This is a genomic window from Pseudoblastomonas marina, assembly GCF_034374265.1.
In the GTDB taxonomy this organism is placed as follows: Bacteria; Pseudomonadota; Alphaproteobacteria; order Sphingomonadales; family Sphingomonadaceae; genus Alteriqipengyuania_A; species Alteriqipengyuania_A marina.
The window spans coordinates 2,485,191-2,502,937 of record NZ_CP139718.1; the positions used below are offsets into that span (position 1 = coordinate 2,485,191).

Below are 17,747 nucleotides of genomic sequence, written 5' to 3' on the forward strand. Positions count from 1 at the left end.
GATCAGGCGGCGAGCTGGTCGTCGCGATTGATCCCGTGGCGACGCATCTTCTCGACGAAGGTGGTGCGCTGGACGTCGACCATCCGCGCCGCCTTGGCGATCACGCCGCCGCATTCGACGAGCGCGTCGACGATCAGGCGGCGTTCTTCTTCCTGCATGTGGCGCTGGAGCGAAAACCCGTTTTCGAAGATCGGTGCGGATGCGACCGGCTGGGTCGCCTCCACCGTGCCGCCCTCGGCCGTAGTCACTGCATTCGGAGCGACATTGGCGGTCTGGCTGGCGATGTCGAGCAGCAGGTCGACTTCCTTGGCGACGATCTGCTGGCCCGAGAAGAAGATCGTGGCGCGCTCGACGAGGTTGCGCAGCTCGCGCACATTGCCCGGCCAGCCATAGGCGGCGAGCCGATCGAGCGCGTCCGCGGAGAAGCTCGGTGCTTCGACCTTGTCGTTCTGCTTGAGGAAATGCTCGATCAGCAGCGCGACGTCCTCGCGCCGTTCGCCGAGCGAGGGCATGCGGATCGGGAGGACGCACAGACGATAGAACAGGTCTTCGCGGAAGCGGCCGGCCCCGATCTCGAGCTTGAGGTCGCGATTGGTCGCGGCGACGATGCGGACGTCGACCTTGATGTCCTCGCGCCCGCCGACGCGGCGGATGGTGCCTTCTTCGAGCACGCGCAGCAGCTTGACCTGGAGCGAGAGCGGCATCTCGCCGACTTCGTCGAGGAACAGCGTGCCGCCATCGGCCTGTTCGAAGATCCCGAGATGACGCGAGGTCGCGCCGGTGAAGCTGCCGCCTTCATGTCCGAACAGTTCGGATTCGATGAGTTCTGAGGGAATCGCGCCGCTGTTGATCGCGAGGAAAGGTCCGTCGGCACGATCGGATTCCTGGTGGATCGAACGGGCGACCACTTCCTTGCCGGAGCCAGAAGGTCCGGTGACCAGCACGGTTGTGGTCGCCTTGACGGCAAAGCGGATCATGGTGCGGACCGATGCGATCGCTTCGCTGCGACCGACCAACATTTCGGAAATCATTTTTGTTTTTGCCCCTCGTTACGAGACGTTGGTAACGCACGATTTCCTTTCCGTGGTTATCTCCCACATAAGTGCAAATACGTAATTAGGCAGAATCCGCTTAAGGCCCGATTTTCGGGGAAACGCTACATATATAGCGAATTTCCGGTAAACATCGGGGTACGCAGCCGCCGATAGCGGGATGCGGTCGACATAAAATAATTAACCATAAGGTCTGAACGGAGCCGCCGTTTCGGGCCGGATCCGCAGCGGCCTGCCGGTGGCCTTGTCGATCATCGCCCAGGTGGTGTTGGCGCTGACCACGACCTTGCCATCGGCGTTGCGGAAATCGACCCGGCGATCGAACCGCGCGCCTCGCGGCGGGGAGGGAATGAAGGTTTCGGCGGTCACGGTTTCGCCCTCCGCGACATTGCCGCGGTAATCGATCTCGTGCCGGGTCACCATCCAGACGTATGATTCGCGATCCTCGGGCCGCGCCACCGCATTCCAGTGGGCCGTGGCGATGTCCTGGATCCAGCGCACCCAGACCGCATTGTTGACGTGGCCGAGCTCGTCGATGTGCTCGGGACCAGCGGTGAAGTGGAGCGTGTGGCGGTTGCCCATCGCGCCGGTCAGCGCCCGGGGATGAGCTCGGCGGCGGGCATCTCGATCCCGACCAGGTCCCAACCCAGCCCGTCGCGTGCGAACAGCAGCGTCGGGCCCGTTTCGCCCGCAGCGTTTTGCGTGGTCACGCGGAAGCTGTCGAGGCCCTCGCGCTCGATCTCCCATTCGATTTCGCGCTGCGTGGCCGGAGCAGGGTCTTCGGCCTTCCGTGGCGGAGCGGTGCCGGTGTCCTGTGCCGGAAGCCGCTCTTGCACCGCCTCGGCCTGCGCCTGGCGCCGCTGACCTTCGGTCACCGTTGTCGCGACCCATTCGGGGGTTACGAGCGTATCGACGATCCCGTCGACCAGTCCGAGGCCGAGCGCGGCACCCGCCGCCCCTAGCGGATTGTCGTCACCTTCGCTTTCCATCGCGGCGGTCAACGCGCCGCGCAGCTGCTCCTTCACCGAGCTGCGCAGGGCGGGGAAGTCGACCCGCTGCTCGAGCTCGGCCTGGTCGCCCGATTGGGCCGCATCGCGCAGCCCGTCGAGCGCCATCAGCGGCGAGGCGTACCACCAGCCGCCCACCAGCACGGCAAAGGCGATGACGAGGGCGACGAGTTTCTTCATGGTGCGATTACTCCGCAGCTGCTTCGGTCATGCCCATCTGCCACAGGATGAAGGCAAATTCTTCCGCCACCTCGTAGATCGACTGAAACCGTCCGGATTTGCCCCCGTGGCCGGCGCCCATATTGGTCTTGAGCAGCAATGTATTGTCGTCGGTCTTCACGTCGCGCAGCTTGGCGACCCACTTGGCGGGCTCCCAATAGGTCACGCGCGGATCGTTTAGGCCCGCGGTGACGAGCATCGGCGGATAGTCCTGCGCCACCACCTGGTCGTAAGGGCTGTAGGAGAGGATGTAGGCGAAGGCCTGCTTGCTCTCGATCGGGTTGCCCCATTCGGGCCATTCGCCCGGGGTCAGCGGGAGGCTCTCGTCGAGCATCGTGCTGAGCACGTCGACGAACGGCACGTGCGCCACCACCGCCCCCCACAAATCGGGATCGGTGTTGACGACCACGCCCATCAGCTCGCCGCCGGCCGAGCCGCCCGAGGCGGTGATCTGGCCCGGCGCGGTATAGCCCAGCTCGGCCAGCCCCTTCGCGGCGTCGACGAAATCGTTGAACGTGTTGGTGCGCTCGTTGAGCTTGCCCTGGAGGTACCAGTTGCGGCCCAGGTCGTCACCGCCGCGGATATGCGCGATGGCATAGGCGAAGCCGCGATCGACGAGGCTGAGGCGCGTGGTCGAGAAGCCCGGCGGCACGGCATAGCCGTAGGCACCATAGGCGTAGAGGTGCAGCGGACCGGGGCCCTCCGGGCGGTCCTTGCGCATCACGATGCTGACCGGGATCCTAGTCCCGTCGCGCGCGGTGATCTCGACCCGCTCGGTGCGGTAGAGGTCCTTGTCGTAGCCGCTCGGGATTTCCTGCTGCTTGAGCAGCTCGAGCGATCCGTCGGCGAGGTGGTAATCATAGACGCTGTCGGGCGTGACCATGCTCTCATAGGCCAGCCGCAGCTTGTCGACCGCGTATTCGGGATTGTTGGAGAGGCCCGCATCGTAGCTCGCTTCGGGGAAGGCGATCGGGCGGATGCGGGATGCGTCGGCGTAATCGCGAATCTGGACCTGGTCGAGGCCCGCGAGACGACCTTCGGTGACGTAGAAATCCCTGAACAGCGACACGTCGGTCAGGTAGAATTCGTCCGACCCTGCGATCAGCGTGGTCCACGCGCCGGGCGCATCGAGAGAGGCGGTGGCGAGGCGGAAGTTCACGTGCTCGTCATTGGTATGGATGAACAGCTTTCCGTCCCGCACGTCGACGTCGTATTCGACGCCCTTGCTGCGCGGCTTGACGAGGATCTGCTCGCCGGTCGGATCTTCGGCCCGCACGAGGCGCACCTCGCTGGTCTCGTTGTCGCCGGTGGCGATCACCAGCCAGTCGTCCTGCGCCGAAAGTCCCGCGCCGACGCGGAAGCCGTCGTCTTCTTCCTTGTAGAGCTCGATATCCTGCTCGGCGCTCTGGCCGAGCCAGTGGAGCCGGGCATTGTCGGTCCGCCAGTTGGCGTTGGCGCGGCCATAGACGAGGCCCTTGTCGCCCGCGACCCAGACGAGGCTCGAAAGCGTTTCGGCGATCACGTCGGGCAGCAGCTCGCCGGTCTCGAGATCCTTGATCCGCGCGTCGAAACGTTCGGAGCCGTTGTCATCGTAGGAATAGGCGAGATAGCGCCCGTTCTGGCTGACGCTGAACGCGCCGAGGCGGAAATATTCCTTGCCCTCGGCGAGCTCGTTCTCGTCGAGGATCAGCTGCGCCTCGCCGCCACTCACCGGCTTGCGATACCATTTGCGGTATTCCGCACCCTGCTCGAACTCGGTCCAGTAGAGGAAATCGCCGTCCTTCTGCGGAACCGAGGAATCGTCCTCCTTGATGCGACCCTTCATTTCCTCGAACAACTCGTCGACGAGCGCCTGGTGCGGCTTCATGTTCGCCTCGAACCACGCGTTCTCGGCCTTGAGGTATTCGAGCACATCCTCGTCATCGATCGTCGGGTAGGATTGGTCCTTCAGCCAGTGATAGGGATCGGCGATGGTGATCCCGTGGCGCGAATATTCGTAGTCGCGCTTGTCCGCGATCGGCGGCGCGCTGGGGGTCTCGGTCAAAGTCTCGTCCTCGGATTCGGGGGTATCGGATTGGGCCAGCAGCGGCGCGGGGGCCAGCATGGCGAGCGCGGCGGCGAAGGCGGCAAGTCGGTTCATCGGCGGGTCCCTCATGCGGCATGAGCTCTGCTTGCGCGCCGCTTGTGCGGGGCATTGCTAATCGGGGGAGGGATACGCGTCCAGCGACTTCGGTGGCGAGCGCCGGTCCGATGCCCTATATTGCGCGCGAACGAATTCACGAAAGCGAGTCCCTCCCATGCTGATGCAAACCCACGAAGCCCGTCTCTCCGCCCTGCGCGAGGAATTGAAGCGAAGAGGGCTGGACGGGTTCGTGGTGCCGATCTCGGACGAACACATGTCCGAATATGTCGGCGACTACGCCCAGCGCCTGACCTGGCTGACGGGGTTCGGAGGGAGCGCGGGCAGCGCGGTGGTGCTGCAGGACCGCGCCGCGATGTTCACCGATGGCCGCTACACCGTGCAGGTGCGCGAGCAGGTCGACGGAAACCTGTTCGATTATGAGGACGTGCCCGAGACCTCGCCCGCCAAATGGATCGCCGAGAACGCCGGGGAGGGCGCGAAGATCGGCTACGACGCCTGGCTGCACGGGGTGGAATGGGCCGAGCAGGCGGAAAAGCTGTTCGCCAAGAAGGGGATCGAACTGGTCGCGGTCGACGGCAACCCGATCGACGCGGTGTGGGCCGATCGCCCGCAGCCCTCGCTCGCGCCCGCCGTGCCGCATGACGACAAGTTCGCCGGTCGTTCGAGCGCCGACAAGCGCTCCGAAGTCGCCGACTGGCTCAAGTCCGAAGGCTACGACGCCACCGTCGTCACCGCGCTCGATTCGGTCGCCTGGCTGCTCAACATGCGCGGCAAGGACATCACCAACACGCCGGTCGCGCTGTCCTATGTGGTCGCACATGCCGACGGCACGGCCGAGCTGTTCATTGCGCCCGACAAGGTGACGCCCGAACTGACCAAACACCTCGGCAACGCTGTGCATATCCGCGATCGCGACCAGTTCGAGCCCGCGCTGGCGAACCTCAAGGGCAAGACCGTGGCGGTCGATCCCAACCATGCCGTCGCCGGTATCTTCCACGCGCTCGAGGCGGGCGGGGCCAAGGTCGTTCGCGACGACGATCCGGCGGTGCTGCCCAAGGCGATCAAGACCCCGGCCGAACAGCAGGGCCACCGCGACGCGCAGGCGCGCGACGGTGCGGCGCTGGTCAAATATCTCCGCTGGATCGAGGAAAACGCCCCCTCCGGCGAGGTGGACGAACTCACCGCGGCGGCCAAGTTGCGCGAATTCCGCGGGCTCAGTCCCGAGATGAAGGATTCGAGCTTCGACACGATCAGCGCCGCCGCCGGCCATGCCGCGCTGCCGCACTACAAGGTCGACGAGGACAGCAATATCCCGATCCCGCCTTCGAGCATCTATCTGTGCGATTCGGGCGGCCAATATCTCGACGGGACGACCGACATCACCCGCACCGTCTGGGTCGGCCCAGGCGAACCCACGGCGGAAATGAAGGATCGCAACACGCGCGTCCTCAAGGGTCATATCGAGCTCGACCTTGCGATCTTCCCCGACAAGACCAGCGGCGGCGCGCTCGATGCGCTGGCACGCATGCACCTGTGGCAGGCGGGGGTCGATTACGGCCACGGCACCGGCCATGGCGTCGGCAGCTATCTCTCGGTGCACGAAGGCCCGCAGCGCATCTCCAAGCCCGGCGGGGCCTTCCCCGGCACCGAGACTCCCTTGCGCGAAGGCATGATCCTTTCCAACGAGCCGGGCTATTACAAGCCGGGCGAATACGGCATCCGGATCGAGAACCTCGTGCTGGTGGTCGACGCGCAGGTCGAGGGCAGCGAGGGCAAGTACCTGACCTTCGAGACCCTTACCCACGTCCCGCTCGACCGCACGCTGGTCGACAAATCGCTGCTGAGCGAGCGCGAGATCGGCTGGTGGAACGACTATCACGCCAAGGTCCGCGAAATTCTCGCGCCGCAACTCGAGGGCGAGGATCTCGCCTGGCTCGAAAGGCAGTGCCAGCCCTTGTAGGACAGTCGATGTTCGCGTAATGTTCCTGTGGGTCGCGAGTCGTTTTGCGAAGGACTTGCACATGATCGGTTACGTTACGCTCGGCACCAATGACCTGGACCGCGCCGCAAAATTCTACGACGCGATCGCCGCCGAGCTCGGCTACGGTCGGATGATGGATTTCGAGACCTTCATCGCCTGGGGCGCGTGGGACGGCGGCGCGGGCATTGCCGCGACCAAGCCGTTCGACGGCAAGGAGGCGAGCGTCGGCAACGGCACGATGGTCGCGCTCGAGGCGAAGGACCGCGAACAAGTGGCCAAGTTGCACGAAATCGCGCTCGCCAACGGTGGAAGCGACGAAGGCGAGCCGGGCCCGCGCGGCGAACCCGACGAACACGGCAACCTCTTCTACGCCGCCTATTTCCGCGACCCGGACGGCAATAAGCTCAATGCCTTCCTGATGGAAAAGGTCGATTAAGGGCGGCAGGCATCGCTCTCCGCCGGACTGGCGGCGCGATGGACGGTTTGCCCGGCTTGCGACAATTCGCGACAAATCCCTGCGTCTCGGGCATAATGCTGCGACACGATGCCTGTAGGAAGGGAACAGTCAGTGGGTCGGACATCCCTCTCTCCCCTCCCGGTCCGGCCCGCTGCCCCCTTCACGAAGACATGCAGAGGATGACCACCATGAAAAAGACCATTTTCGTACTCGGAGCCGCCACGCTGGCGCTGGCCGGCGCGGCGAACGCGCAGGGCCGGCCCGGTGCCGACGGCGTGATTACCAAGGCCGAACACGAGGCGATGGGCACCAAGATGTGGCAGCGGCTCGACGTCAACAATGACGGCGTGCTCGACCAGGCCGATCGCGAGGCGCGCCAGGCCGAACGCTTCGCCAAGGCCGACGCCAATGGCGATGGCGAGGTGACGCAGGCCGAAATGCAGGCCGCGCGCGATGCCCGCCGGGCCGAAATGCAGAAGCGTCGCGCCGAACGTCGCGAGCAACGCTTCGCCCGCCTCGACACCGACAATAGCGGCGGTGTCTCGCAGGAAGAGATGGCGTCCGCGCGCGAGAAGGCCGGCGAGATGCGCGGCAAGCGTGGCGGCGGCAAGATGCGCCGTGGCGGTCGCGGCGGCGGGATGGCCGGCCATGTCCGGATGATGATGCGCCAGGCCGATGCCGATGGCGACAAGCGCATTACCCGGGCCGAGTTCCAGGCCGCCCACGCCAAGCATTTCGCGATGCTCGACGCCGACGGCGACGGACAGGTCACCGCGGCCGAACGCAAGGCCGCGCAAGAAAAGATGCGCGCCGCGCGTGGCGAACGGCGCCAGCGTCGCTGACCTCGATCCGATGGTGAAGACCGGCGCGGAACCGCAATGACCGACCTATCCGCGCCTGCCATCCTGCTGGTCGACGACGAGCCGACCCTGCGCGAACCCCTGGCCGAGTATCTGACCGGCCAGGGGTTCGTCGTGACCGAGGCGGAGAGCGCTGCACAGGCCCGCGCGCGGCTGGACGAGCAGGGGTTCGCACTCGCACTGGTCGATATCATGATGCCGGGGGAGGACGGACTGTCGCTTTGCCGGCACCTGATCGAGGCGCGCGACCTGCCCACGATCCTGCTGACCGCGCGCGGCGAGGCGACCGACCGGATCGTCGGGCTCGAAATCGGCGCGGACGACTACGTCACCAAGCCGTTCGAACCGCGCGAACTGGTCGCGCGGATCCGCTCGGTCCTGCGCCGCGCCACCCGCGCGCCGGGTGACGACACCGACGAAACCTGCGCCTACCATTTCGACGGCTGGACCCTCGATCCCACCCGCCAGCGGCTGATCGATCCCGAAGGCGTGCTGGTCGACATTACCGGGGCCGATTTCCGCCTCCTCAAGGCGCTGCTCGACCACCCCGGACAGGTGCTCGACCGCGATCGCCTGCTCGATTTCGTGCAAGGTCGCGAACAGCACATGTTCGATCGCGCGGTCGACAACCAGGTTTCGCGTCTGCGCCGGAAGATGGCGCGCAACGGCGACGAGCAGCTGATCCAGACCATCCGCGGCGGTGGCTACCGGCTCGCAGCCGAGGTGCGCCGGGTCGAGTGCGAAGCGTGAGACGGTTGCTGCCCTCGAGCCTGCTCGGGCAGGTGCTGCTTTCGATCGCGCTCGCGCTGTTCGCGGCACAGGCGTTCAATGCCGTGCTGCTCTATCGCGGCATGATCGAACGGCAGCAGAACGCGTCGGCCAATGCGCTCGCCTTCCGCCTGCTCGCGCCCGAGCGGCGCGGCAGCGAGCTTGAGCTTCCCCCAGAATTGCGCGAGCCGCGGCGCGGCCCCGGAATGCGCGGGCGCGGATTGCGGCTCGAACGAAGCGAGAGCGATCCGGTGCGTGCTGCCGACGTCCGCCTACCGGCGATCGAAGCGCGTTTGCGCGACATTCTTCGCCTGCAGGGCTACGCCCCGGCGCAGATCGCGGTCGTGCGACGAGCGATCGACGACGATCCGCGCGCGCTGCGATTCTTCGCGGCCCGCGCACGGCGGCAGGGCGAGGACATCCCCGATACGCTGGTGCTCGCCGCGGTCCGCAACGACGCCGCCGGCGACTGGCGCATTGCCCGGGTGGCCGAAGGGCCGCGCACCGGCCGCCGCGCAATCGGCGGGATCGTGTTTCAGACTTTGGTGCTCACGCTGGTCCTGTTCGGCGTGCTGTGGCTGGTGCTGCGCCGGATCACCCGCCCGCTCGCCGCGCTCACCGCGCGCACGCGAAGCTTCGCTGCGGCGCCGCGCGAGGCCGAGCTGCTCGCCCCCTCGGGACCGGACGACGTGCGCGAGCTGATCGAGGCTCACAATGCTCTCGAAGCCCGGATTGTAGCCCTGCTCGACGAAAAGGACGTCATGCTGGGCGCGATCGGTCATGACCTCAAGACCCCGCTCGCCGCCCTGCGGGTGCGGATCGAGGGGGTCGAAGACGAGACCCGGCGGACGAAGATGGCGGCTGGCATAGCCGAACTTGATCGCATGCTCGACGACATCCTTTCGCTCGCCCGGATCGGCCGCCCGCAGGACGAGCCGGAAATGCTCGATCTTGCCCCGCTCGCGACCGGCGTGGTGGAGGAATACGAGGATCGCGGTCGTCCCGTCACTTTGGTCGATGCAGACAAGGCGGTCGGCCGGTTCCGGGCCACCTGGGTCCGCCGCGCGCTGCGCAACCTGGTCGACAATGCACTGCGCTATGGTGGAGCGGCGCGTGTTTCGCTGCGCCGCGAAGGCGATAACGCGGTGTTGATCGTGAGCGATGACGGCCCGGGCATCCCCGCCGAACGGATTGCGGCGATGATGGAGCCGTTCCGGCGGGGCGAGAAATCGCGCAATCGCGCGACCGGCGGTTCGGGCCTCGGCCTGACCCTGTCGCGCGCGATCGCCGAACAGCATGGCGGCACGCTGAGCCTCGCCAATCGCGATGGCGGCGGCCTCGACGCCGTGCTGCGGCTTCCCTTGTAGCCCGGTTCACCGTGCGAACGTCGTGGCGTTCAGCGCATCAACCCGCCGATCAGATTGCGCACGAACCGACCGGCCAGCGGGCCAGCGAGATCGGTCGCGATCGACCCGGCGGCGGAAGTCACGCCCGACACGACCGGATTGGCGCGCGAGCGCTTGCCGAGGATCGTGCGGCCCATCTTCCCGGCGGCCGAGCTCGCGGCGGTTTTGGTCCCACGACTGAGCGCCTTTTCCCAGATGCTGGTCGACTTGCGTTCGCGCTTGCCGACTTCCTCGCGTCCCTTCTCGGCGACCTCCTCGGCGGTCTCGGCCGCGTCGATTGCCTTCTGCGCCAGCACTTCGGCGGCGCTCTCGCGGTCGACCGCCGAATCGTATTTCCCGGCATAGGGACTGTCGACCTGCAACTGGCTCCGCTCGGCGACGAGCAGCGGGCCGAGCCGCGAGCGCGGGGGTACGATCCTGGTCCGCTGGACCACGCTGGGCGCACCGTGTTCGTCGAGCGTCGAGACCAGCGCTTCGCCCGTCTTCAAATCGGTGATCGCCTGTTCGACGTCGAGCTCGGGATTGATCCGGAAGGTCTCCGCCGCAGTTCTGATCGCGCGCTGGTCGCGCTTGGTGAAGGCACGCAGCGCATGCTGGACCCTGTTGCCGAGCTGGCCTGCGACCTCTTCCGGAATGTCGATCGGGTTCTGGGTCACGAAATACACCCCCACCCCCTTCGAGCGGACCAGCCGCACGACCTGCTCAACCTTGTCGAGCAGCGCCTTGGGTGCGTCGTCGAACAGCAAATGGGCCTCGTCGAAGAAGAACACCAGCTTCGGCTTTGCGGGATCGCCGACCTCGGGCAGTGCCTCGAACAGTTCGGCGAGCAGCCACAGCAGGAAGGTGGCGTAGAGCTTGGGACTGCGCATCAATTTGTCGGCGGCGAGGATGTTTACCAGCCCGCGCCCGTCGCCATCGACGCACATGAAATCGGCGATCTCGAAGGCCGGTTCGCCGAAAAACCTGTCCGCGCCCTGTCGCTCGAACGCCAGCAATTGCCGCTGGATCGCACCGATGCTCTGGCTCGAGACGTTGCCGTATTCGAGCTTCAACGCCTTGGCATTCTCCCCCACCGCGACGAGCACGCTGCGCAAGTCGTCGAAATCGATTAGCAGCAGGGCGTTGTCGTCGGCCCACTGGAATGCGAGCGACAGCACGCCTTCCTGGGTGTCGTTGAGGTCGAGCAGTCGAGAGAGCAGCAGCGGGCCCATCTCGGACACGGTGGTGCGGATCGGGTGGCCCTGTTCGCCATAGAGGTCCCACAGCACCGCCGGATTGCCTTCATAGGCGAAATCCTCGACCCCCAGTTCGGCGATCCGGCCTTCGATCTTGTCGGCATGCTTGAACGCGGCGCTGCCGGGCATCGCGATCCCGGCAAGGTCGCCCTTCACGTCGGCGGCGAAGACCGGGACGCCTTGGCGCGCGAACTGTTCGGCCATCGTCTGCAGCGTCACCGTCTTGCCCGTCCCGGTCGCACCCGCGACCAATCCATGGCGATTCGCCTGGTCGAGCCGGAGATATTGCGGCGTGCCGTCTGCCGCCTTGCCTAGAAAGATATCGCCCACCTGCCGCTCCCGTAATCGCGTTCGCTCCTGTCTGGCGGCACCGGATCGCTTTTGCAAAGCCCCAAATGCCCGCTAGGGCAGCCGCGATGCAGAGCCCCTTCATCCTGCTGGACGACGCGCGCGAGCAAGGCGCGGCCCCGACGCGGCTCTATCGCGACCCTATCGAGCTGGTGGTGGCGCGCAATCGCGAGGAGGTCGCACCGGCGCTGGCGCGGATCGAGGCGCTCCGCGCGCAGGGCCGGCACCTCGCTGGCTATATCGCCTACGAGGCTGGCTATGCGCTCGAAGACCGGCTCGCGCCGCTGCTTGAACCCCGCACCGGAGCCGGCCCGCTGGTCTGGTTCGGCGCGTTCGACGGTTACGAGAGTTTCGCACCCGGCACGCTCCCGCCCGGCTGGCCCGACGACAGGGCGCGGATCGGTCCGTTCGAACCGGGCGTGTCGCAAGGGCGCTACCTCGCCGCCTTCGCCCGGTTGCAGGAGGCGATCCGGGCGGGTGATATCTACCAGGCGAACCTCACCTTCCCGCTCGTCGCGCGCATGCACGGCGATCCGCGCGCGCTCTATGCCGCGATCCGCGGGCGTGCCGCGGCGGGCTATGGCGGGGTGGTGTTCGACGGCAGTGACTGGCTGCTCAGCTTCTCGCCCGAACTGTTTTTCGCGCAGGATGGCGAGCGGGTGCGGGTCAAGCCGATGAAGGGCACCCGCCCGCGCGGACGCGACGCAGACGAAGATGCGGCACTGCGCAGGGAACTGGCCGGATCGGTCAAGGATCGCGCCGAGAACCTGATGATCGTCGACCTGTTGCGCAACGATCTGTCGCGCGTCTCGCGGCCGGGCAGCGTGCGGACCGATCGACTGTTCGCGGTCGAAAGCTATCCCAGCGTGCACCAGATGGTGAGCGAGGTTCGCGCCGACCTGCGACCCGAAGCCGGGATCGCCGACATGCTGCGCGCGCTGTTTCCCTGCGGGTCGATCACGGGTGCGCCGAAGCTGCGCGCGATGGAGCTGATCGCCGAGGTCGAACGCGATGCGCGCGGCCCCTATTGCGGCGCGATCGGTCGGATCGACCCGCCGCAAAGTGGCGTTCGCGGCGAGAATGCGGCTGGCGAAGCGGCCTTCAATGTGGCAATCCGGACCCTGCGCGTCGCACCCGGACTGAATGGGCGCGGGCACGCGATCATGGGTGTGGGATCGGCGGTGGTCGCCGATTCCGAGGGCCTCGCCGAATGGCGCGAGTGCCTGGTGAAGGGAGAATTCGTGCGTAGCAGCGCAGCGGCCAGCTTCGACCTCATCGAAACGATGCGCTTTTCTCCCGAAGAAGGCGTTCCACTGCTCGATTTCCACCTTGAACGGGTCGGCGAAAGCGCGCGGACCTTCGGTTTCGCCTTCGACCGCCACGAAGTGCGCAACGCGATCCAGGCCCTGAGCTTCGCCGCCGAGGCGCCGGCGAGGATGCGGCTGCTGGTCGCGCGATCGGGCCGCTTCTCGCTCGAGATGCGGGCGCTCCCCGACCCGGCAGAGCGCCCGCTGCGCTGCGCGGTGCTGCGCTTGCCGGTCGATCCCGGCGACTGGCGCCTGCGCCACAAGTCGACCGATCGCGGCTTCTACGAACAGGCGCGCGAGATCGCGCAGGAGGCGGGCGCGGACGACGCGATCTTCCTGCGCGACGACGGGCAGGTGACCGAAGGCACGATCTGGTCGGTGTTCGTCGAACGAGACGATATGCTGATTACCCCGCCGCTCGCCGACGGGTTGCTGCCCGGCGTGCTGCGGCGCTCGCTGATCGAGCAGGGCCGCGCGGTCGAGGCACCGCTGACGCTCGATGACCTGGCGGGCGGTTTCCTGCTCGGCAATGCGGTGCGCGGGCTCGTCGCTGCCGAATTGATCGACCGATGAGCGCGCCCGACATCCTTTACGAGGACGGCGAAGCGCTCGTCATCGACAAGCCCGCGGGCCTGTCGGTCGATCGCCCTCGTCGCGGCGGGTCAAGCCTCGAGGAGCATCTCGACGCCCTCAAGCTAGGCTTCCAGCGCGCCCCGGTGCCGGTTCACCGGCTCGATACCGATACCAGCGGCTGCCTGCTGCTCGCGCGCAATCCCAAGGCATTGAAGCGCTTCGCTCGCGCGTTCGAGGAGCGGCAGGTCGAGAAGCTTTATCTCGGCGTGGTCGCGGGCGAGATCGAGGGCGAGGGGACGATCGAGCTCGCGCTGGCGAAGATCAGCTCGAAGCAGGGCGGCTGGCGGATGATCGCGGCGAAGAAGGGCAAGCCCTCGATCAGCCACTGGCGAGCGCTGCAGGTGGTCGGCGGCAACACGCTGGTCGAATTCCGCCCCGAGACCGGGCGCACCCACCAGCTACGCGTGCACGCGGTCGAAGGGCTCGGGGCGCCGCTGCTCGGCGACCCGGTCTACGGCAAGGGGCAGCAGACCATGCTGCACGCCGCCGGGCTCGTGCTCCACCGCGAGGGCAAGACCCCGATCGAGGCCAGCGCGCCGTTTCCCGCGCGCTTTGCGGAGCTGGGCTTTGTCGCCCCATGATGTTGCAGGCCGTGAAGAGGCGATAAGCCGCGCCCACGCCAGTGCCGAAGAAAGCTTCGTCGCCGGTTCGGGGCCCGGCGGGCAAAACGTCAACAAGGTAGCCACCGCGGTGCAATTGCGCGTCAACGCCTATGCGCTGCGCCTCCCGGTGCCGGTGTTCAAGCGACTCCAGAAGCTGGCCGGTAGCAAGTGGACCGATGCGGGTGAGATCCTGATCACGGCGCGGTCGCACCGTACGCAGGAGCGTAACCGCGCCGACGCGCGCGAGCGGCTGGAAGAGCTGCTGCGCGAGGCGTTTCACGAGCCCAAGAAGCGCAAGAAATCGCGCCTCAACCGAGTGGGCAAAGCCAAACGGCTCGACAAGAAGAAGCAGCGCGGCGCGATCAAGGCCAAGCGCGGCGCAGTGAAACCGGGCGACTATTAGAGCGCTGCTTCGGCCTTCACCACTTGGCGACCATCGGCGGCGAAGACGCCGAGCGTGAGGTCTTCGCCCTCGCGTTTCATCGCCAGCAGCAGCTTGTCCCCCGCGATTGCGGGCGAGACCGCGCGGAAAGCGAAGCGGGTGACCGCGTTCGGTCCGAGCTCCTGCGCCGCGAGGTCGAGCAGCAGCGTTGCCATCAGCGGCCCGTGGACCACGAGGCCGCGATAACGCTCGACACCGCGCGCATAGGGCGCGTCGTAGTGAATGCGGTGCGTGTTGAAGGTCAGCGCCGAATAGCGGAACAGCAGCGGCGGCTTCGGCGTGAGCTCGCGCACCACGTCCCATACGCTGCCGTCGAAGCCGTCACCGTCGCCCTCGGGGGGGACCAGCGGCGCATCGGGCGCGGCGGCCTCGCGATAGACCAGGTGCTGCTTCTCGCGCACCGCTGCGACGCCGTTGGCTGCCGTTTCATGCGCGACGGTGACGAAAGCGAGCTTGCCGCTGCGCCCTTCCTTCTCGGCGATACTGTCAATGCTGCTGACCCGCTCGATCGCGTCACCGGGGGCGAGCGGCGCGAGGAATTCGACCTCGCTCGAGGCCCACATGCGGCGCGGCAGCGGGATCGGGGGGAAGAAGCTGTCCTCGCTCTCGTCGCGCTGCGGATGACCGTCGGCGCCGAGCATCGCGGTCGGCGCGTCGGGCGTGCAGAGGCACCAGTGGATGCCTTGCGGCAGCGTGCCGTCGGCGGGGGCGGCACGGTCGAAAGTCGCGAGCCAGCGCGCGGCGAGCGCCGGGTCGAGCGTGTCGGTCCGCCGCTCCTCGCGGCCGATCCAGGCCGACCAGTCGCTCAAGCCGCGCGCTCGAAGATCGCGGCGATGCCCTGACCGCCGCCGATGCACATCGTCTCGAGCCCGAAGCGCGCGTCGCGGCGCTGCATTTCGTACGCCATGTCGGCGAGGATGCGCAGCCCGGTCGCGCCGATCGGATGCCCGAGCGAGATGCCCGAGCCGTTGACGTTGAGCATGTCCCGGCGACTGTCATCCTCGCTCCAGCCCCAGCCTTTCAGCACGGCGAGCACCTGCGGCGCGAAAGCCTCGTTCAATTCGACGAGGTCGAGATCGTCCCAGCTCCGGCCCGAGCGCGCGAACAGTTTTTCGACCGCGGGGACCGGGCCGATCCCCATGCGCGAGGGGTCGCAGCCGGCTGCGGCCCAGCTATCGAACCACAATAGCGGGGTGAGGCCGAGTTCCTCGACCATGTCCTCGGCGACGACGAGGCAGGCGGCGGCGGCGTCGTTCTGCTGGCTGGCATTGCCCGCGGTGACGATGGCGTCGGGGTTCGTACGTCCCTCGATCGCGCGCAATCCGCCCATGCTTTCCATGCTCGCATCGGGGCGGATACCCTCGTCCTTCCCAAAGCGGATCGGGTCCTTGCGGCGCTGCGGGACTTCGAGCGGGACGATGTAATCGTCGAACTTGCCTTCGTCCCACGCGGCGGCAGCGCGCCGGTGCGAGCGCACCGCGAATTCATCCGATGCCTCGCGCGAGATATTGTAATCCTTCGCGAGATTCTCGGCGGTCTCGATCATTCCGGAGATCACGCCGAACCGCTCCTGCGGCTGGCTCATCAGGCGGCCGCGCGTCAGCCGGTCGTGCAGCGTGACGTTGCCCGCCTTCACGCCCTGGCGGATGTCGGTGGTGTAGTGCTCGACATTGGACATGCTCTCGCATCCGCCCGCGACCACGCAGTCGGCGGCGCCGGTCTGCACCATCATGGCCGCGTTGACGACCGCCTGCAGGCCCGAGCCGCAGCGGCGGTCGAGCTGGTAGCCGGGGACCTCGATCGGCAGGCCGGCGGCGAGCCACGCCCAGCGGCCGATCGCGGGTGCCTCCGCGCTGCCATAGCCTTGGCTGAATACGACATCGTCGACGCGCTCCGGATCGACCCCGCTGCGCTCGACCAGCGCCTTGAGGATCGCCGCGCCCAGGTCGCCCGCGGTGAGCGGGGCGAGGGTGCCGAGGAACTTGCCTACGGGCGTGCGAAGGGGCGAGCAGATGGCGACGCGTCTCATATTCTGTCCTTGTCACTGGTGCCGACCGTGCCGGCATCGATCAATTTTGCGATAGCACCGCCCGGCAGTCCGAGCACGTCGGCGAGCACCTGTTCGGTGTCCTCACCGAGATAGGGCGCGGGCTCGGGCGCGCCGCGGTCCTGCGCGGGCAGGTTGGCGAAGGCCCCGGGCGAGGGATAGGAAAAGCCGCTCGGATTGTCGGTCGGCGGGCCGAAGAAGGGATTGTCGGTGACGAGCTGCGGGTCGCTCGCCGCCTCGTGCATGGTGCGATAGCGTTCGAAAGTCGCACCGGCTGCGCTGAGCCTGCGCTCCCACTCGGGCCAGTCATGGCGCCCGATCCTGTCCTGCAGCAGGGCGAACAATTCGTGGCGGTGAACGTAACGCTCGTGGTCGCCGGCTGCGAAGCTGACGCCGTGCTTCGTCTCGATCGCGGCGATATCGCCGGAGATATCGAAGGCGGAGACGAGTGCGCGCCACTGCTTGTCGGTCAGCGCGGCTACCATGAAGCGGGTGCCGTCGCGGCTCGTGAAATCGCGTCCGAACGCGCCCCAGATCGCATTGCCGAGCCGCTCGCGATTGCCCCCGCGATAAAGCATTTCCGCCATCGCGCCCGAATTGGCGACGGTGCCGATCGCGACGTCGCCCAAGGGCACGCGCACCTCGCCACCTTTGCCGGTCGCGTCGCGGTGACGCAGCGCCGCGAGCAGCGCGAAGGCGGTGTAGGCGCCGGTGATGAAATCCCACGCCGGGAGTAGCTGGTTGACCGGCGGCGCGGTCTCGGTGTCCCACTCCTCGGGTCCGGTCATCAGCGGATAGCCCGACGCGGCGTTGACGGTGAAATCCATCGCCTGCCGCCCGTCGTGCCAGCCCATGATCCGCGCTGTGATCATGTCCTTGCGCCGGGCTTCGAGCGCCGCGTGCGAGAGGAAGCTCTTCTCGGGAAAGTTGGTAATCAGCTGGCCGGTCTTGGCTGCCAGTTCGACCAGCAATTCGCGCCCCTCGCCCGAGTGCAGGTCGAGCGCGACGCTCTTCTTGGCGCGGTTCAAATTCTCCCAGCTGAGCGAGCGGCCTTCGGTCGTGCGCATGTAGCGATCGTAGTCGAGCCCGCCGCCGACCTGGTCGACGCGGATGACCTCGGCTCCCATCTGTGCGCAATAGAGCCCCGCCGTGGGCGAGGCGACGAAGCTCGAGGCCTCGATGATGGAAAGGCCGTCCAGCAGCCTATACATTCGCCATCCCCGCGCAGGCGGGGATCCAG

16 protein-coding genes are annotated in these 17,747 nt (G+C 67.0%); 8 read left to right on the forward strand and 8 right to left on the reverse strand.

What is annotated here, in order from left to right; all coding sequences use genetic code 11:
- Positions 1-2: 2 nt before the first annotated feature.
- From T8S45_RS12425 to T8S45_RS12440, 4 genes are all read right to left on the reverse strand, one after another.
- Entirely contained in the window at positions 3-1,031 is a 1,029-nt protein-coding gene (locus T8S45_RS12425; RefSeq protein WP_322293948.1) for a sigma-54 interaction domain-containing protein, read from the reverse strand.
- Between the two features lie 201 nt (positions 1,032-1,232).
- Positions 1,233-1,634 carry an acyl-CoA thioesterase gene (locus T8S45_RS12430; RefSeq protein WP_322293949.1) on the reverse strand — a complete coding sequence of 134 codons (402 nt, stop codon included), beginning with the start codon at positions 1,632-1,634 and terminating at the stop codon, positions 1,233-1,235.
- 8 nt (positions 1,635-1,642) lie between these two features.
- On the reverse strand, positions 1,643-2,239 hold the full coding sequence (locus T8S45_RS12435; protein WP_322293950.1) for a DUF2939 domain-containing protein: 597 nt from the start codon (positions 2,237-2,239) through the stop codon (positions 1,643-1,645).
- Between the two features lie 7 nt (positions 2,240-2,246).
- Entirely contained in the window at positions 2,247-4,418 is a 2,172-nt protein-coding gene (locus T8S45_RS12440) for a S9 family peptidase (protein ID WP_322293951.1), read from the reverse strand.
- A gap of 157 nt (positions 4,419-4,575) precedes the next feature.
- Here T8S45_RS12440 and T8S45_RS12445 point away from each other — a divergent pair, with 157 nt between their 5' ends.
- The 5 genes from T8S45_RS12445 to T8S45_RS12465 all read left to right on the forward strand — a co-directional run bounded on the left by T8S45_RS12445 (position 4,576) and on the right by T8S45_RS12465 (position 9,854).
- The gene (locus T8S45_RS12445) at positions 4,576-6,381 is read left to right on the forward strand and encodes an aminopeptidase P family protein (RefSeq protein ID WP_322293952.1); all 1,806 of its coding nucleotides are present in this window, start codon (positions 4,576-4,578) and stop codon (positions 6,379-6,381) included.
- 61 nt (positions 6,382-6,442) lie between these two features.
- The gene (locus T8S45_RS12450) at positions 6,443-6,838 is read left to right on the forward strand and encodes a VOC family protein (RefSeq protein WP_188640776.1); all 396 of its coding nucleotides are present in this window, start codon (positions 6,443-6,445) and stop codon (positions 6,836-6,838) included.
- A gap of 209 nt (positions 6,839-7,047) precedes the next feature.
- The gene (locus T8S45_RS12455) at positions 7,048-7,701 is read left to right on the forward strand and encodes an EF-hand domain-containing protein (protein ID WP_188640777.1); all 654 of its coding nucleotides are present in this window, start codon (positions 7,048-7,050) and stop codon (positions 7,699-7,701) included.
- A 36-nt stretch (positions 7,702-7,737) separates the two neighbouring features.
- Positions 7,738-8,469, forward strand: a complete 732-nt coding sequence (locus T8S45_RS12460; RefSeq protein ID WP_188640778.1) for a response regulator — start codon at positions 7,738-7,740, stop codon at positions 8,467-8,469.
- The gene (locus tag T8S45_RS12465; RefSeq protein WP_322293953.1) at positions 8,466-9,854 is read left to right on the forward strand and encodes a sensor histidine kinase; all 1,389 of its coding nucleotides are present in this window, start codon (positions 8,466-8,468) and stop codon (positions 9,852-9,854) included. Before T8S45_RS12460 ends, T8S45_RS12465 begins: the two co-directional genes overlap by 4 nt.
- Positions 9,855-9,883: 29 nt before the next feature.
- Here the strand turns inward: T8S45_RS12465 and T8S45_RS12470 are convergent, their stop codons facing one another.
- Positions 9,884-11,458 (reverse strand): helicase HerA-like domain-containing protein, encoded by a 1,575-nt coding sequence (locus tag T8S45_RS12470; RefSeq protein WP_322293954.1) that lies wholly within the window; start codon positions 11,456-11,458, stop codon positions 9,884-9,886.
- A gap of 86 nt (positions 11,459-11,544) precedes the next feature.
- Between T8S45_RS12470 and pabB the strand changes: the two genes are divergently transcribed.
- From pabB to arfB, 3 genes are read left to right on the forward strand one after another with little or no spacing between them, the layout of a single operon-like run.
- Positions 11,545-13,356: an aminodeoxychorismate synthase component I gene (gene pabB, locus T8S45_RS12475; RefSeq protein ID WP_322293955.1), complete on the forward strand. Its 1,812-nt coding sequence runs from the start codon at positions 11,545-11,547 to the stop codon at positions 13,354-13,356.
- The gene (locus tag T8S45_RS12480; protein WP_322293956.1) at positions 13,353-13,997 is read left to right on the forward strand and encodes an RluA family pseudouridine synthase; all 645 of its coding nucleotides are present in this window, start codon (positions 13,353-13,355) and stop codon (positions 13,995-13,997) included. Before pabB ends, T8S45_RS12480 begins: the two co-directional genes overlap by 4 nt.
- On the forward strand, positions 13,984-14,421 hold the full coding sequence (gene arfB, locus T8S45_RS12485; RefSeq protein ID WP_229658008.1) for an alternative ribosome rescue aminoacyl-tRNA hydrolase ArfB: 438 nt from the start codon (positions 13,984-13,986) through the stop codon (positions 14,419-14,421). Before T8S45_RS12480 ends, arfB begins: the two co-directional genes overlap by 14 nt.
- On the opposite strand, the gene T8S45_RS12490 is transcribed toward arfB, so the two are convergent.
- The 3 genes from T8S45_RS12490 to T8S45_RS12500 are packed head-to-tail and all read right to left on the reverse strand — an operon-like array spanning position 14,418 to position 17,718.
- Positions 14,418-15,269, reverse strand: a complete 852-nt coding sequence (locus T8S45_RS12490; protein WP_322293957.1) for an HTD2 family dehydratase — start codon at positions 15,267-15,269, stop codon at positions 14,418-14,420. The genes arfB and T8S45_RS12490 overlap by 4 nt on opposite strands.
- On the reverse strand, positions 15,266-16,489 hold the full coding sequence (locus T8S45_RS12495) for an acetyl-CoA C-acetyltransferase (RefSeq protein WP_322293958.1): 1,224 nt from the start codon (positions 16,487-16,489) through the stop codon (positions 15,266-15,268). The genes T8S45_RS12490 and T8S45_RS12495 overlap by 4 nt, the downstream gene beginning before the upstream one ends.
- The gene (locus T8S45_RS12500) at positions 16,486-17,718 is read right to left on the reverse strand and encodes a CoA transferase (protein WP_322293959.1); all 1,233 of its coding nucleotides are present in this window, start codon (positions 17,716-17,718) and stop codon (positions 16,486-16,488) included. Before T8S45_RS12500 ends, T8S45_RS12495 begins: the two co-directional genes overlap by 4 nt.
- Between the last annotated feature and the right edge of the window lie 29 nt (positions 17,719-17,747).